The sequence below is a fragment of the Micromonospora sp. RTGN7 genome (genome assembly GCF_033804645.1).
Lineage (GTDB): Bacteria > Actinomycetota > Actinomycetes > Mycobacteriales > Micromonosporaceae > Micromonospora.
The window spans coordinates 1-16,375 of sequence record NZ_JAPZLF010000039.1 but is presented as its reverse complement, the minus strand read 5'-3'; the positions used below and the strand labels follow the sequence as shown (position 1 = coordinate 16,375).

Sequence of the window (16,375 nt, the reverse complement as noted above, 5' to 3'; positions counted from 1 at the left end):
TGGCCCGGGGGGGCGGGCCTTGCCCCCCCTGAGGGTTGGGGGTCGGGGGCGCCGGCGCGACAACCCCCGGACCCCCGGGGGGGGCGGGGGGGCCCCCCCCCCCCCCCACGCGCGGGTGGCCCCGAGCGCGGTGCCGTGGTCACCGGTAGGCGTTCGCCTGGACGGTGAACAGGTCCGCGTAGAGGCCGCCCGCGCTCATCAGCGCGGCGTGGTCGCCCGCCTCCCGGACCCGGCCGGCGTCGAGGACGACGATCTGATCTGCGGCCCGGACGGTGGAGAAGCGGTGTGACACGAAGACGGTGATCACCCCGTCGCGGCTGCGCACGTCCGCGTCGGTGTGCACGAGTCGTTCGAACAGCGCGTCCTCGGCCAGGGCGTCCAGGGCCGCCGCCGGCTCGTCGAGAGCCACCAGCAGTGGGTCGGGTCGCATTCGGGTGCGGGCGAGCCCCAGGGACTGCCACTGACCACCGGACAGCTCCGCGCCGTCGGCGTAGCTGTGCCCGAGCAGGCCGTCCAGGCCGCCGGGAACCCGCTGCACGATGCCCCGCGCGCCGGCCCGGTCGAGCGCCGTCATGATCTCCTGATCGGAGTCGAGCGCCGCCAGCCGGCCCGCACCGACGTTCTCCCGAAGCAACAGCTCGAAGCGGGCGAAGTCCTGGAACAGCGTGGCGACCCGGGAGCGCCACTGTTCGACGGTCAGCTCACGCAGATCGATGCCGTCCACGGTGACCCGACCCGAGGTCGGCTGGCAGAGGCCACAGATGATCCTCACCAGCGTGCTCTTGCCCGCGCCGTTCTCACCCACCAGCGCCACCGTGCTGCCGGCCGGGATCTCCATCGAGACGTCCTGGAGCACCGCCTCGTCGGCGCCCGGATAGGCGAAGCACACCTGTTCCAGCCGGATGCCCTGACGCAGCCGGGCGGGCATCCGCGACACCGGCCGACCGGGGGCGGGCACCGGGCCGGGCCGCTCCTGCCGCCGGGCCGGACCGATCGCGGGGGCGGGCCCCGGGCCCGCCGTCAACTGCCGCAACACGTCGATTCGCTCGACGGTGCGACCCATCTGCTGCAACAGCCCGAGCATCCCCAGCAGGCCGGACACCTGCACGCTGACCTGGACCGCGAGGGTGAGCACCAGGACGACCTGCCCGATGTTCGCCTCACCGCGAACCGCGCTGCGGATGACGAGGAAGATCGCCGTCCCGTACGCGGCCGCGAAGAGCAGCTGCCCACCGGCACGCAGCAGGGCGCTGCGCCAGTGCGCCCGCCACAGCCGGCCGGTCGTCGCCGCCCAGGCCGCCCGCTGCCGCGAGATCACCGCATCCCGGGCGCCGAAGAGCCGGATCTCCTTCGCGGAGTTTCCGGTCGTCGCCACCTTCACCAGGTGCCGGGACACCTGGATGTCGACGGCGGCGGCCTCCTGGGCGACGTCGATCACCCGCTGTGCGCGGTTGCTGAGCAGCACCGGCGGCAGGGCGGCCAGCGGCAGCATGACGAGCCACGGGTCGACGCTGACCAGTAGGACGGCGGTGACGCCGATCTGCAACACGACCCCGCCCAACTGCAGCGTCGACTCGAGCGCATTCCGCACCCGGATCAGGTTCTCGGTCACCAGAGTCAGGGTCTCGACGAACGCCGGATCGTCGAAGTGGTCGATGCCGGCGCTGCCGTTGACGATCGAGGCGACCTCGTCGGTGAGGACCAGCTGCTCCAGGTCCCCCAGTTCGAAGTAGGACAGGTGCGCGAAGTGCATCATGGTCAGCTCGAAGACCAGCAACAGGGCCGCGGCCAGGGCCAGCAGCACGGCTGTCGTGCCGTCCCGGCCGAGCGCGGCGTTGGTGAAGGCCGCGAGGACCACACCGATCAACGGCGTCGAGAGGTAGCCCACGGCCAGCAGCACGATCGCGGTGAACAGCCTGCGACGGTCGGTGCGGTAGCCGAGGCGCAGCAGGAAACCGGTTGCGCGGGCGATCCTCCTCATCTCGCCGCCATCGGGTCGACCGGGTCCATCCGGAATCTCCTCGCCTGCAACTCGAACAGCTCGGCGTACCGGCCGTCGTGCCGGATCAGTTCGTCGTGGCTGCCGCGCTCGACGACCCGGCCGTGCTCGATCACGACGATCTGATCCGCCTGTCGGACGGTGGAGAAACGGTGCGATATCAGGACGCTCGTGATCCCCTTCGCGGTGGCCAGGATCCGGTCGTGGAACTCCACCTCCGCCCGGACGTCCAGCTGCGCGGTCGGCTCGTCGAGCACCAGCACCGAGGCCCCGCCGCGGACGGCGAGCAGCGCCCGGGCGAGGGCGATGCGTTGCCACTGGCCGCCCGACAGGTCCGTGCCACCGGGGTAGTGGGAGGACAGCGGCGTCCGAAGCGGGTCGGGCATTCCGCGCAGCGCGTCCAGGGCGCCGGCCTGTTCGGCCGCGGCCGTGATCGCGGCATCGTCGGTGAGCAGTGCCGGCGCCCCGAGACCGATGTTCTCCGCCACCGTCAGCTCGTAGCGGAGGTAGTCCTGGAAGATGACCGCGAGCTGGCGTCGCCACAGGTCCGGGTCGAAGCGGGTCAGATCCGTGCCGTCCACGGTGATCCGTCCGCTCGTCGGCTCGTAGAGGCGGGCCAGCAGCTTCACCAGGGTGGTCTTACCGGCCCCGTTCAGGCCGACGATGGCGGTGGAGCGGCCGACCGGGAGCGTGAGGTCCAGACCGTCGAGGATGAGGGGACCGTCGGCGGCGTACCGGAAACTGACGTTGTCGAAGCGGATCTCCCGGCTCGGCCGGGCCGGTGCTGTCGTCTCCCGCGCCTGGACCGGACGGCCGGTGGCCGCGCGTTGCTCGAAACGTTCCAGGGCGTGGAAGGAGTGCATTCCGAGCTGCGTCTGTACGTCGCACTCCGGGAAGTAGACGCCGAAGCGCATCGGGATCAGCACCCCCTGCAGGGCGACGGCGAGCGCGAAGAGGCCGATCTGTCCCCGGCCGGCCGCCACGGCCAGCATCGTGATGGCGACCGCTCCGCCGACGAAGCCGACCGCGGAGAACCCGATGAAGGGCCAGAACTGCAGGCGTCGGCTACCGGCCCACATCGGCCGGAGGTGGGCCATGGTGTCGGAGCGCAACCGCTCGCGCAGCCAGGGCAGCAGACCGTACACCCGGATCTCCTTGGCGACGGTCGCACCGGTTGCCAGGCCACCGATGTACCCGGCCCGCCGCCGGTGCCCGGCCAGGGATTCCCACACCGCCGCGAAACGCCCGAGCGTGCCGCGAACGCCCACCCGGATGACCAATGCGGTGATCATCAGGATCAGCCCCGCGAGCGGGCTCAACACCACACCGACGAGGACGACGGCCGCTGTCAGCTGGCAGTAGCGGGACACCAGCGAGGGGATCGCACCGACGGCGTCGCCAGGGGTGTACGCCTGCCGCTCGAACGCCGCCCGCGCGTCGGCGAGCAGGTCGAGCGCCTCGGGGTCCTCCAGCAGAGCGATCGGCGCGTCCCGCAGCGACGCGTGCAGGAGCCGCTCGACGCACACCTCGTCGACCCGGCGGGCGATGACCTCGGTGACCGCGGACTGGAACGGCGTCAGCAGTTGTTGCAGGGCGAACGCACCCAGCGCCACCGCGAAGACGACCACGAGGCTGTCCCACGAGAGCCCGCCGGCATCCGCGGCTACGTCCGGCACTCGGGAGAGCAGCATGCTGGTGGAGACGATGAACGCCGACGGCAGCAGTCCGAGCGTGACGTTCAGTACGAGGGCGCCGAGGGCCGGGCCGCGCCCCGCGTGGTGCAGCAGGCGGATCATCTTGAGCCAGCGGGTGGACCGGTTCCGGATGGCGAGCGTCAGGGGTGCCACCGAACCTCCCTTGTTGCCCATGGTCACCGACGTAGGGGCCGACGTGGGAGCCGACGTGGGGGCCGACCACCAGGCCCGGCGAGCCTAGCGGCGGCCGGAGTGATCATCAACAGGATCGGGCCACCGGTGCGGATGGCGCACCGCCGGGAGGTCCTGGCCGGCGCGGGGCGTCCGGGCTGCCGTTTCCAGGCCCAACTGCGCCGCGGCATCCACGACGGACCCGAGTTCCTCGCTCACCGTGCTCAGGACACCGCTGTCCACGAAGTTCCGCAGGCCACCCGGCGCGAGGGTGGCCAGCGCGGCCGCCGCGACCGGATCCTTGGTCCGGACGCCGCCGGCCGGGGCGCCGCACTCCCCCGCCACGAGCCCCACGGCGACCGCCGCCGTGACAAGGGCGTGCGTCAGCGGGGCCGGTACCGCAGCCTCGCCCGGGCATCGCGGGGCACCGTTGGCGATCAGGCGCCGCACGTCGTCGTCGTCGAGGCCATGGGCGCGCAGCAGGTCGACGGCCGGCGCCTGCCGCCAGTCGTCGCTGCCGGGCTGATGGCGGAACCGGTAGATGGCTTCCCCGGTCAACCAGGAGAAGAACGGCACGAGGGCGATCCGGTCGAGGACGGTCCCACCCGGCGCCACCGGGTCGGCCGCCCGCCAGCACGCGGCCTTCCGCACGCCGTGCCAGCCGTTGCCGACGATGCTCGCCTCGTCGCCGTGCTGGACGAGGTTCGACACCGGCACGACCATGGGTACGCCCATCGACCGCAGGAAGCCCAGGAGAACCTCGTCGTCCGGTTCGTCGCCGGTGGTGACCCGCGCGGCGTACCGGTCGAACTCGCGGGCGACCTCCGCCGGCAGAATGAGGGCCTGGGCCGGCATGTACCCGTCGACGACCTCGACCCAGTCTGCGCCGACGAGTGCGGCGACCCGCAGGGCGTACGAGGTGAACGACCCCCACTCGGTGAACAGACCGAGGGCGTGCCCCGGCAGCGCGCGCGTGCCGGCGAGGGCGTGCCGCACGAAACCCGGCGCCAGGACGGAGTCGTCCTGCACGACGAGGTGGTGCGTGGCGCCCGGCTCGATCCGCGACCAGGCCAGGCGGGAGGTGCGGAGCGCGCCGCCGGGCCGGCCTGGCTGCGGATCGATCACCACACCGGCGCCGAGCTCCCCCAGCGCCGCGGCGAGACGCTCCGCGGCCGGCTGCCGGGTCGGATGGGCCATGACACAGGCCGAGAGCCGGACCGCCGGGACGTTCGGCATATTGTGGACAGCCATGACGGTTACTGTACCCACAGTTGATCACTCGGGTCCGTCGTGACCTGCTTGACGACCGGAGAACCGGCCGGGCAGGATTCACCGCTGTGTCCAGTGAGAGCTCAGGCGGCGGGGCCGTGCCCGGATCGGTTCGCCCAGACATGAGCACGGCCCCAGCCACGGATCACGAGCTCGCCCACAGCTATCTGGGCCGCCCGTTCGGGCCGCCCTGGGAGTACGGCGGCACCATCGTCTCGACTCTCGTCCGCCAGGTCGCCACGCTCGGCGACGCCGCCTTCCTGACGACCGCCACGGCGGACGGCGAGACGACGACGCTCTCTTACCGCGACGTCGATCGCCTGAGCCGACGAGTGGGCGCGTGGCTGCGCCGGGAGCTGCGGGTAAAGGCGGGCGACGTCGTGGCGCTCGCGCCGGTCAACGACGCACGGTCGGTCATCGGCATCCTCGCCGCGCTCCGCGCGGGCTGCGCGGTGCTGCTACTCAGCCCCGCCGACCCGGTCGCCCGACTGCGCCCGCAGGTCGAGTCCGCCGGGGCGACGGTGGTCCTGCACCCCCCGGGGGTCAGCCTCGACCCGTCGTTGGCGCCGGTGGTCATCCCGGACCCGGCCACCCTGGCGGACCCCGCGGCGGGTGAGACGGACGCGCCGGTGCAGCCGGGCGCCGACGCGTTCCTCATCGGCACCTCCGGGTCGACGGCTTCGTCCAAGCTCGTGGTGCAGTCGCACTACAACGTCGTGGCGAACGCCGCCGCGCTCCGCGCCCATCACCGGATCAGGCCGGGCGAGCGGATCCTGGGGTGCCTTCCGATCCACCATGTGAACGGCCTCCACTTCACCGTGCTGGGCCCCCTCGCGGCGGGCGCGCACGTGATGCTCGCGCACGCGTTCGACCCGTTCGGTTATCCCCGGCTGCTCGAACGATTCCGGCCGCGGATCGCGAGTGTGGTGCCGAGTCTCCTCGAAGCCCTCAGCCGCACGTGGCGGACACCGCGGCTGCCCGGGGACTTCGAGTACTTCGTCTCGGCCGCCGCCCCGTTGACCGCTCGGACCGCCCGGGAGGTGTCGCGGCGGCTCGGGGTCCGGGTCCTGCAGGGCTACGGGCTGACGGAGACCACCAACTTCTCCACCACGGTGCCCCCGGACGTCTCGCCGGACACGTACCGCCGGCTGCTCCTGGAGGCGGACATCCCGTCCATCGGGGCGGCGATGCACGGCAATGAGGTCGCCGTGCTGTTGGAGGACGGCAGTGTCGCCGAGCCGGGCCAGGTCGGTGAGCTCTGCATGCGTGGCCACAACGTGATGAGCAGGTACGCGGGGAACGTCGACGCCACCGCCGAGGCCTTCCGGCACGGCTGGTTCCACTCTCAGGACCTGGGCTTCGCCGTACGCGACCCGGACGACGAGCGGCCCTACTTCGTCATCACGGGACGTAGCAAGAACATCGCCAAGGTGCGTGGCGAGACGGTCTCCCTGGAGGAGATGGAGCGGGCGCTACGGGCGCTGCCGGGCGTTCGCGACGCGGCGTGCCTCTCGCTGCCGCACCGGTTCCTGGGCGACGAGATCGTGGCGGCGGTGGTCTTCGCGCCCGGCGATCGGCCGGATGTCGACGCCGCGCTGCACGCCTCCTTCGCCGCCGCCGTCGTGCCGCGACGGGTCCTGTCGCTCGATGCCATCCCCCGGACCGCCACGGGGAAGATCCTTCGACCGAGGCTGGCCGAGCAGGTCGCGGCCCAGCTCGACGCCACGACGCCGTAACGGTCCCCGCCGCACTCGCCGCGGCGACCCGCCCGACGCGACGATCACCGATTCCAGGTACGTAGTCGAGCGGCTACCCAGCGTCTACCTCAAATCGACTTCGGTCAGTACACTCGTAGCGGGTCAGCCCGGCTACGACCGGCCGGATCGCCGGCCGGCGAAACGGGTCGCCGGAGCATCCGTCGCGCCTGGCGTCCCCCTTCTGATCAGCACCGTCGTTCCACCGGCCCCGAGGCGATCCCGCTCTGGGGCCGGTCCCATCCGGTGAGGAGAAGAGATGATCGGTTCACGCTCGCGGGGTCGACTCGCGCTCACCCTGGCAACCGCTCTGAGCGCCGCACTGCTCCCGGGTGGACCGGCAACCGCCGGGACAACCGCCGAGGGAACCATCCGCCACGCCGGTGCCGCCGACGCCGTACCCGGCAGCTATCTGGTCATGCTCCGGCAGGCCCCGGTCCGCGCGTCGCTCGGGGCGGGCGCCGCCACCGCCGAGGTCACCAGGGCCGCCGACCGCCTACGGGCCCGCTACGGGGGCACTGTCGGCCACGTCTACGGCAGCGCCGTGACCGGCTTCGAGGTACGGCTCACCGAGCGGGCCGCCCGCCGCCTCGCCGCCGACCCGGCCGTCTCCTCCGTGGAGCAGAATCGGGTCACGCCGCTGATCGGCCCCGGCGTGCAGACCAACCCGCCGTCCTGGGGGCTCGACCGGATCGACCAGCGACGCCTGCCGCTGGACGGTCGGTACGCCTACCCGAACACCGCGCAGAACGTGCACGTGTACGTCGTCGACACCGGGATCCGGGCCACCCACACGGACTTCACCGGCCGGGTCAGCGGCGGGGTCGACCTCGTTGACGGTGCCCTTCCCGCGGATGACTGCAACGGCCACGGCACCCACCTGGCCGGCACGATCGGCGGTGCCCTGCACGGGGTCGCCAAGGAGGTCCGGATCCACCCCGTCCGGGTGCTCAACTGCACCGGCAGCTCCACCACCGCCATGGTGGTGGCCGGGATCGACTGGATCGCGACGAACGCCCTCCGGCCGGCGGTGGTGGAGCTGGCCCTCGGCGGGTCGATCAGCGCGATCCTGGACGGGGCGGTGACCAACTCGATCAATCGGGGCATCACCTACGTCACCACCGGGGGCAGCTCGAACGGGGACGCCTGCAACAGCTCGCCGGGGCGGGTGCCCGGCGCGTTGACCACGGTGGGCACCTCGGCCACCGACGCCCGACTGCCGAGCGGCAACTACGGCAGCTGCATCGACCTGTTCGCGCCGGGGGCGAACATCACGTCCACCTGGCACACCGGCGACACCGCGACCGCCACGATCAGCGGTGGTTCGGCGGCCTCGGCCCACGTGGCCGGTTGCGCCGCGCTGGCCCTGTCGGGCAACCCGGGCTGGACCCCGGCCCAGGTCGCCAGCCACCTGGTCGGCCGGTCGAGCACCGGCGTCGTCACCGGCGTGGTCGCCGGCACCCCGAACCGACTTCTCTACTGCGGCCCGTGAGCCGCCTCGTGGCGGCTTCTCGGCTACCGCGCGGCGACGGACGTCGGCGCGCTGAGCCGGCCCTCGTTCCCGCTGCGGTCCAGCCCGGACACGCAGTAGGAGAGCGGGCGGCCGGCCGGGGCGGTGCGGTCGATCCAGTCGGCACCCCGGGAGGCGCCGACGAGCCGGGCGGTGTCGCCGTCCACCCGGTAGACGGCGAAGCTCGCGGCGCCGTCCCCGCGCCAGGTCAGCACCACCTCGCCAGCGTCCGCACGCCGCACGCCGGTGACCGTGGGCGCGGCCGGTGGGGCCGCCGGTAGCTGCGCCATCGCGGGCACCAGCGCCGGACTCGCGTAGTGCGCCGCGCTGTACCGGCTGACCGCCCCGAGTCTGTCGGCACGCACCTGTTTGGCGCTGAAGTGCACGCTCCCGTCCACCCCGTACCGGCGGTTGAGGGCGAGCTGGCGGTCCAGCTCGGCCGGGTCGCGCCAGGCGCCGCGCTCGCCCACCCGGTAGTCGGCCTGGCCGACGTAGAGCTGCACCCGGGTGCCCTTCACCATGGCCGCCCACCACGGCAGGAGGGTGGCGTAGTCGGCCTTGTCGAACCCGATGTGCCAGTAGAGCTGCGGCACGACATAGTCCAGCCACTGCTCCCGTACCCAGAGCCGGGTGTCGGCGTAGATATCGTCGTAGCTCTGCAGGCCAGCGGTGGCCGAGCCGGCCGGGTCGGTGCGTTTGTTGCGCCAGATGCCGAACGGGCTGATGCCGAACTTCACCCACGGCTTGATCGCCTTGATCCGCTCGCTCATCTCGCGGACCAGCGTGTTCACGTTGTCCCGACGCCAGGCGTGCTTGTCCGCGAACCGCCCGCCATACCGGGCGAACGCCGCGTCGTCCGCAAAGTCCTGCCCGGCCTCCGGGTACGGGTAGAAGAAGTCGTCGAAGTGCACCCCGTCGATGTCGTACCGCTGGACCGCCTCCAGCATCGAGTCCTCGACGAACGTGCGCGCCTCGGGGATGCCCGGATTGAAGTAGAGGCGGCTGCCGGGCCGGTCGGCGCTGGGATAGGTCACCACCCAGTCGCGGTGCCGCCGCAGCGGATGGGTCGGCGCGAGCTGCTCCATCCGGGGGCCGGGCCCACCCACCGTGGCCGGCTGGCCGCCCCGGTACGGGTTGAACCAGGCGTGGAACTCCAGGTTGCGGGCGTGCGCCTCGGCGACCATGAACTCCATCGGGTCCCAGCCCGGGTCGCGGCCGTCACGTCGTCCGGTCAACCACTCCGACCAGGGCGCGTAGCTGGACGGCCAGAACGCGTCCCCACCCGGGCGCACGTGCACGAAGACCGCGTTGTGGTGGCGTCGCACCGCCAGGTCCAACCAGCCCAGGAACTCCGCCCGCACCGTCTCGGCCGGTAGCCCACGCCGGCTCGGCCAGTCGATGTTGTTCACCGTCGTGATCCACATGCCGCGCAGCTCGCGGGGCGCCCGGGCCGCCCGGCCGGCGCAGACTCCGGTGCCGTCCGCCCAGCCGGCGCCGGGTGGGGCGCCGAGGGCCGCCGCGTCGCCCGGCTGCGGTGCGCCGCCATCGCTGTCCACCCGGTCCCGCAGCACCCAGGCGCCGGTGGCGACCGCAACGGCGAGCGCGGCGACCACCGCGACGAGCGCCCGGGTACGACGGCAACGAGCGGTGCGGGCGGATGTGTCGGCGGCGGCCATCGCCCCATTCTGCGCAGTGTGACCTCTCGACTGCACCAGTTGCCCGATTACTTAACGATCAAATAAGGCCCGCGGTGGACGACGGCAGCGATGTTCGGCGACCGTGACCGCGCCCGGAGGCCGGTCGGCTTCAGAAACGGGGATCCACCGTAGGCCCCGTCCGTATCCCCCGCCCGGTGCCATCGCGCCGGCAGAGGTGGGCCCCGGCCGTGGGCCGCCCGGCCGACCCGAGGTCGGCGCTGGTGACGGTCGGGTAGCAGGACCTCCGCTGCCGGGCAACTGCTCCCGAACTGCGCGCCGAACACGGGGCACAATGCAGGAAGATCCGTCACCGTAATCTTCGGTAACATTACTCGCAGGTGCCGATATTGAAAGTGACGATCGTTGGAATCGAATCGACGGCACCTTCGGCGCCGAGCGACCACCGCACCCACCCTGACCTGCAAAAACAGGACACTGCGGGTAAGGGTTTGATGCAGTTTAGGTGCGGTTGCCACCGTCCTGCGCAGGGCGAGCAGTTCAGCGCCCCGCCGCTCGTAATCCGCTTGCCTCGCCGGCCGGTAGACCTGCCCGCTCGCCCGCACGCACTATCGTCGGTCCGGCCGCTATCTACTATGCTCGGGCCGGTCCCCGTCCGCTGCAATGAGAAACCGCCCAACTCGCCGGTCGGCCGACTAGTGCCTTGGGCAGAAGGGCTCCTTCGGGTGTTCAGTCGTATCGCCATCGTCAACCGTGGTGAGGCCGCGATGCGGCTCATCCACGCCGCCCGGGACCTGGCCGCGGAGACCGGGCAACCGATCGAGACCGTCGCGCTGCACACCGACGTCGACCGCACGGCCACGTTCGTGCGTGAGGCCGACATCGCCTACGATCTCGGCCCCGCGTCCGCGCGGCCGTACCTGGACCTGAAGGTGCTGGAGCGGGCGCTGGTGGAGACCGGGGCCGACGCGGCGTGGGTCGGCTGGGGCTTCGTCGCGGAGGATCCGGCGTTCGCGGAGCTGTGCGAGAAGATCGGGGTCACCTTCGTCGGGCCGAGCCCGGAGGCAATGCGCAAGCTCGGGGACAAGATCGGCGCGAAGTTGATCGCCGAGGAGGTCGGCGTGCCGGTCGCGCCGTGGAGCCGCGGTGCGGTGCAGACCCCGGAGGCCGCGGTGGCGGCGGCGACCGAGATCGGTTACCCGCTGATGCTGAAGGCGACTGCGGGCGGGGGCGGGCGCGGCATCCGCGTCATCACGAACGCCGCCGACCTCGTGGACGCCTTCGAGCGCACCAGCCAGGAGGCCGCCCGGGCGTTCGGCAGCGGCATCGTGTTCCTGGAGCGCCTGGTCACCGGCGCCCGGCACGTCGAGGTCCAGGTGATCGCCGACGGCGGGGGCACCGCGTGGGCGCTCGGGGTCCGCGACTGCTCGATCCAGCGGCGCAACCAGAAGGTCATCGAGGAGTCGGCGTCGCCGGTGCTCAGCCCCGAGCAGACGGCCGAGCTGAAGACGTCGGCCGAGCGGCTGGCCGTCGCCGTCGGCTACTGCGGCGCGGCGACCGTCGAGTTCCTCTACCACCCCGGCGACGAGCTGTTCGCATTCCTCGAGGTCAACACCCGCCTGCAGGTCGAGCACCCGATCACCGAGTCCACCACCGGGTTCGACCTGGTCAAGGCGCAGCTGCACGTGGCTGCGGGCGGGCGGCTCGAGGGCGAGCCGCCGGCGGAGCGCGGGCACGCCGTCGAGGCCCGGCTGAACGCTGAGGACCCCGACCGCGACTTCGCGCCCTCCCCGGGCCGCATCGCGCGGCTGGACCTGCCCGCGGGGCCGGGCATCCGGGTGGACACCGGCGTCAGCGAGGGCGACACCATCCCCGCCGACTTCGACTCGATGATCGCGAAGATCATCGCCTACGGTCGCGACCGCGGCGAGGCGCTCGGCCGGCTGCGCCGGGCGATGGCGGAGACCACGGTGATCATCGAGGGCGGCGCGACGAACAAGAGCTTCGTGCTCGAACTACTCGACCAGCCCGAGGTGATCGACGCCAGCGCGGACACCGGCTGGATCGACCGCGTCCGCGGCGAGGGCAGGCTCGTCTCGCACCGGCACTCCGCCGTCGCGCTGGCGGCCGCCGCCATCGAGGCGTACGAGGAGGAGGAGCGCGTCGAGCGGCAGCGGCTGCTGTCGACGGCGTCCGGCGGGCGTCCGCAGGTGCAGCACACCAGCGGCCGACCACTGGACCTCAAGCTGCGGGGCATCGGCTACCGCGTGCGTGTCGCGCGGGTCGGCGCGCACCGGTTCCGTGTCGGCATCGAAGCGGGTGACGACGCTCGCACCGCCGACGTCGAGCTCAACCGCTTCGACCGGCACACCGGGCAGATCGTCGTCAACGGCACCCGGTACCGCCTGCTCACCGGCACGCACGGGCCGCTGCACCTGGTCGAGGTGAACGGCGTGACGCACCGGGTCAGCCTCGACGAGGGCGGCGTCGTGCGCTCGTCCATGCCCGCGCTGGTCGTCGCCACCCCGCTGGGGGTCGGCGCCGAGGTCGAGGCGGGCGCGCCGGTGCTGGTGCTGGAGAGCATGAAGATGGAGACGGTGCTGCGGGCGCCGTTCCGGGCCCGGCTGAAGGAATGCACCGTCTCCGTGGGCAGCCAGGTGGAGACCGGCGCCGTGCTGCTGCGGCTGGAGCCGCTCGACGACGCCACGGCCGAGGAGACCTCGGTCGCCGAGGCCGTCGAGCTGGACCTGCCGGCCGCGCCCGGGCGGATCCCGGCGCGGGAGCGCATCACGCGTGGCCAGGAAGACCTCCGCAGCCTGCTGCTCGGCTTCGACGTCGACCCGCACGACGATCGCCGGGTGCTCGACGACTACCTCGTCGCGCGCCGGGCCGCCGTCGAGGACGGCCACCGGCCGCTGGCCGAGGAACTCGATCTCATCAACCTCTTCTCCGACCTCGCCGAGCTGAGCCGTAACCGGCCGGCGGGCGAGGACGGCGGCGGCGACGGGCACGTGCACAGCGCCCGCGAACACTTCCACACCTACCTGCAGAGCCTCGACGTCGAGCGGGCCGGGCTGCCGGCGGCGTTCCAGGCGAAGCTCGCCAAGGCCCTCGGGCGCTACGGGATCACCGAGCTGGATCGGTCCCCCGAGCTCGAAGCCGCGGTGTTCCGGATCTTCCTCGCCCTGCAACGCGCGTCCGCCGACGCGACGGTCGTCGCGACGTTGCTGCGCGCCTGGCTGCGGGAGTCCCCGCCGGACGAGGTGCTGCGTGAGCCCACCGGTCTCGCGCTGGAGCGGCTGGTGGCCGCGACGCAGGTCCGCTTCCCCGTGGTTGCCGACCTGGCGCGCGGCGTGGTGTTCGCCTGGTTGGCCCAGCCGTTGCTGCGCCGCAACCGCGCCCGCGTCTACGCGGGCATCCGAGCGCACCTGCGCCACCTGGACGCCCACCCGGACGCACCGGACCGCGCCGGGCGCATCGCCGAGATGGTACGCAGCACCGAGCCGCTGGTGCGGCTGCTCGGCCAGCGGCTCGTCCGCCACCACCTCGACAACGCGGTCATGCTGGAGGTGCTGACCCGTCGGTACTACGGCAACAAGGGTCTGGTCAGCCTCCGCACCCGCGAGGTCGCCGGCTGCACCTTCGTGGTCGCCGGGCGCGCCGACTCGTGCGTGGTCTCCGCCGCGGTGAGCTTCGACGCGCTGGGCAGCGCGCTGCGCGGGCTCGCGGAGCTGGCGAGCGGCGAGGACGCCGTCGACGCCGACATCTACCTCGCCTGGGAGAACCAGCCAGCGGACTCCGACGCGATGGCGACCGCGCTGCACGAGGTGATCGGCGGGTACCCGCTGCCGAACCAGGTGCGCCGGCTCACCGCCACCGTCGCGGGCCGCAGCGGCGCGGTGATGCACCACCACTTCACGTTCCGCCCGTCGACCACCGGGATGGCCGAGGAGCGGTTGGTCCGCGGCCTGCACCCGTACATCGCGCAGCGGATGCAGCTGGAGCGGCTGTACAAGTTCGACCTCACCCGGCTGCCGTCGTCGGACGAGGAGGTCTACCTCTTCCAGTGCGTGGCGCGGGAGAACCCGTCCGACGACCGCCTTGTCGCGTTCGCGCAGGTGCGCGACCTGACCGCGCTGCGCGAGCACGACGGGCGGCTGGTCGCGCTGCCGACGGCCGAGAACACCATCGCCACCTGCCTCGACTCGATCCGCCGCGCACAGTCGCGGCGACCGTCGAAGAAGCGCGTCAACACCAACCGGATCGTGCTCTACATCTGGCCGCCGAGCGACATCACCCGCGCGGAGCTGGAGATGCTTGCCGGGCGCGTGCTGCCGGCCACCGCAGGCGCCGGGCTGGAGGAGATCCTGTTCATCGGGCGCCAGCGCGACCGCCGGACCGGCGAGCTGGTCAAGACCGCCGTGCGAGTCTCCTTCGGGGTGACCGGCGGCGCCGAGCTGACCATCGGCGAGCCGTCGGACGAGCCGCTCGAGCCGCTCGACGACTACCGGCAGAAGGTGCTGCGCGCGAGCAGCCGCAACACGGTCTACCCGTACGAGCTGACCGGGCTGCTCGGCGACTTCGTCGAGCACGACCTCGACGAGCACCACGCGCTGGTGCCGGTCGACCGGCCCAGGGGCGGCAACAGCGCGGCGATCGTCGCGGGCGTGGTCAGCACGTCGACGTCGCGGCACCCGCAGGGCGTCACCCGGGTCGTGCTGCTCGGCGACCCGACGAAGGCGCTCGGCGCACTGTCGGAGCCGGAGTGCCGCCGCGTGATCGCCGCGCTGGACCTGGCCGAGCAGATGCGGGTGCCGCTGGAGTGGTACGCGCTCTCCGCTGGCGCGCGGATCTCCATGGAGTCCGGCACCGAGAACATGGACTGGGTGGCCGCGGCGCTCAAGCGAATCGTCGAGTTCACCCAGGCCGGCGGTGAGATCAACATCGTGGTCGCGGGCATCAACGTCGGCGCGCAGCCGTACTGGAACGCCGAGGCGACGATGCTCATGCACACCAGGGGCATCCTGGTGATGACGCCGGACTCGGCGATGGTGCTCACCGGCAAGCAGTCGCTCGACTTCTCCGGTGGCGTCTCGGCCGAGGACAACTTCGGCATCGGCGGCTACGACCGGGTGATGGGCCCGAACGGGCAGGCGCAGTACTGGGCCCCGAACCTGGGCGCCGCGCGGCAGGTGCTGATGTCGTACTACGACCACACGTACGTCGCACCCGGGGAGGATGCGCCGCGGCGAACGGCCACGACCGACCCCGTCGGCCGCGACATCTCCGACTTTCCGCATGTCGTGGCGGGCAGCGACTTCAGCACCGTCGGCGAGATCTTCTCCGCCGAGGCGAACCCGGACCGTAAGAAGCCGTTCGACATCCGGGCCGTGATGCGGGCGCTGGCCGACCAGGACCACCCGGTGTTGGAGCGCTGGGCGGGGATGGCCGACGCGGAGACCGTGGCGGTGCAGGACGTGCACCTCGGCGGCATGCCGGTGTGTCTGCTCGGCATCGAGTCACGGGCGGTGCCGCGACGCGGCTTCCCGCCCACCGACGGCCCGGACACCTACACCGCGGGGACGCTGTTCCCGCAGTCATCGAGGAAGGCCGCGCGGGCCATCAACGCGGCCAGCGGCAACCGGCCGCTGGTGGTGCTGGCGAACCTGTCGGGCTTCGACGGCTCGCCGGAGTCGATGCGCAAGCTACAACTGGAGTACGGCGCCGAGATCGGCCGCGCGATCGTGAACTTCCGTGGGCGCATCGTGTTCTGCGTGATCTCGCGGTACCACGGCGGCGCGTTCGTGGTGTTCTCCAAGGCGCTGAACCCGAACATGACCGTACTCGCGCTGGAAGGCTCGTTCGCCTCGGTGCTCGGTGGTGCCCCCGCCGCCGCGGTGGTCTTCGTCGGCGACGTCAACGCCCGCACCGCCCGCGACCCACGCGTGCGGGACCTGGAGGCCCGCGTCTCGGCCGCGTCCGGCACCGACCGCGCCACGCTGACGGCGGAGCTCGACGAGCTCCGCTCGTCGGTCCGCGTGGAGAAGCTCGGCGAGGTGGCCACGGAGTTCGACCGCGTGCACAACATCCAGCGCGCCGTCGAGGTCGGCTCGGTCGACGCCGTCATCCGCGCCGCCGAGCTCCGCCCGCGCATCATCGAGGCCGTCGAGTCTCCGCTGCGTCAGCTGGGGTGAGCCGGCAGTCCTGACGGCAGTGGCCGGCACAGGCGTGGGGCCCCCCCCCCCCCACGCCGCCTGGGGGACCAAGTCAGGGATCAGTACACCCCCCGCGGGCCCCACCCACCCCGCCCCCCCAAAAAAACG

The 16,375-nt window shown here is 72.4% G+C and carries 7 protein-coding genes; 3 read left to right on the top strand and 4 right to left on the bottom strand.

Translation table 11 applies throughout. The annotated features are described in order from the left end of the window. Positions 1 to 139: 139 nt before the first annotated feature. The 3 genes from SNR22_RS28930 to SNR22_RS28920 form a co-directional block, all read right to left on the bottom strand. Positions 140 to 1,981, bottom strand: coding sequence for an ABC transporter ATP-binding protein (locus tag SNR22_RS28930; RefSeq protein ID WP_320069856.1), 1,842 nt, complete (start codon positions 1,979 to 1,981; stop codon positions 140 to 142). Beyond that, a complete protein-coding gene (locus SNR22_RS28925; RefSeq protein WP_320069855.1) occupies positions 1,978 to 3,846 on the bottom strand; it encodes an ABC transporter ATP-binding protein in 1,869 nt (622 codons plus the stop codon). The genes SNR22_RS28930 and SNR22_RS28925 overlap by 4 nt, the downstream gene beginning before the upstream one ends. 84 nt (positions 3,847 to 3,930) lie before the next feature. After that, a complete protein-coding gene (locus tag SNR22_RS28920) occupies positions 3,931 to 5,115 on the bottom strand; it encodes a hypothetical protein (RefSeq protein WP_320069854.1) in 1,185 nt (394 codons plus the stop codon). Between the two features lie 140 nt (positions 5,116 to 5,255). Between SNR22_RS28920 and SNR22_RS28915 the strand changes: the two genes are divergently transcribed. Continuing rightward, the gene (locus tag SNR22_RS28915) at positions 5,256 to 6,869 is read left to right on the top strand and encodes a class I adenylate-forming enzyme family protein (protein ID WP_320069853.1); all 1,614 of its coding nucleotides are present in this window, start codon (positions 5,256 to 5,258) and stop codon (positions 6,867 to 6,869) included. 277 nt (positions 6,870 to 7,146) lie between these two features. Beyond that, a complete protein-coding gene (locus SNR22_RS28910; RefSeq protein WP_320069852.1) occupies positions 7,147 to 8,379 on the top strand; it encodes a S8 family peptidase in 1,233 nt (410 codons plus the stop codon). 23 nt (positions 8,380 to 8,402) lie between these two features. Here the strand turns inward: SNR22_RS28910 and SNR22_RS28905 are convergent, their stop codons facing one another. Beyond that, the gene (locus tag SNR22_RS28905) at positions 8,403 to 10,073 is read right to left on the bottom strand and encodes a glycoside hydrolase family 10 protein (protein ID WP_320069851.1); all 1,671 of its coding nucleotides are present in this window, start codon (positions 10,071 to 10,073) and stop codon (positions 8,403 to 8,405) included. 704 nt (positions 10,074 to 10,777) lie between these two features. Between SNR22_RS28905 and SNR22_RS28900 the strand changes: the two genes are divergently transcribed. Next, positions 10,778 to 16,246 carry a carboxyl transferase domain-containing protein gene (locus SNR22_RS28900; RefSeq protein WP_320069850.1) on the top strand — a complete coding sequence of 1,823 codons (5,469 nt, stop codon included), beginning with the start codon at positions 10,778 to 10,780 and terminating at the stop codon, positions 16,244 to 16,246. Positions 16,247 to 16,375: the final 129 nt, after the last annotated feature.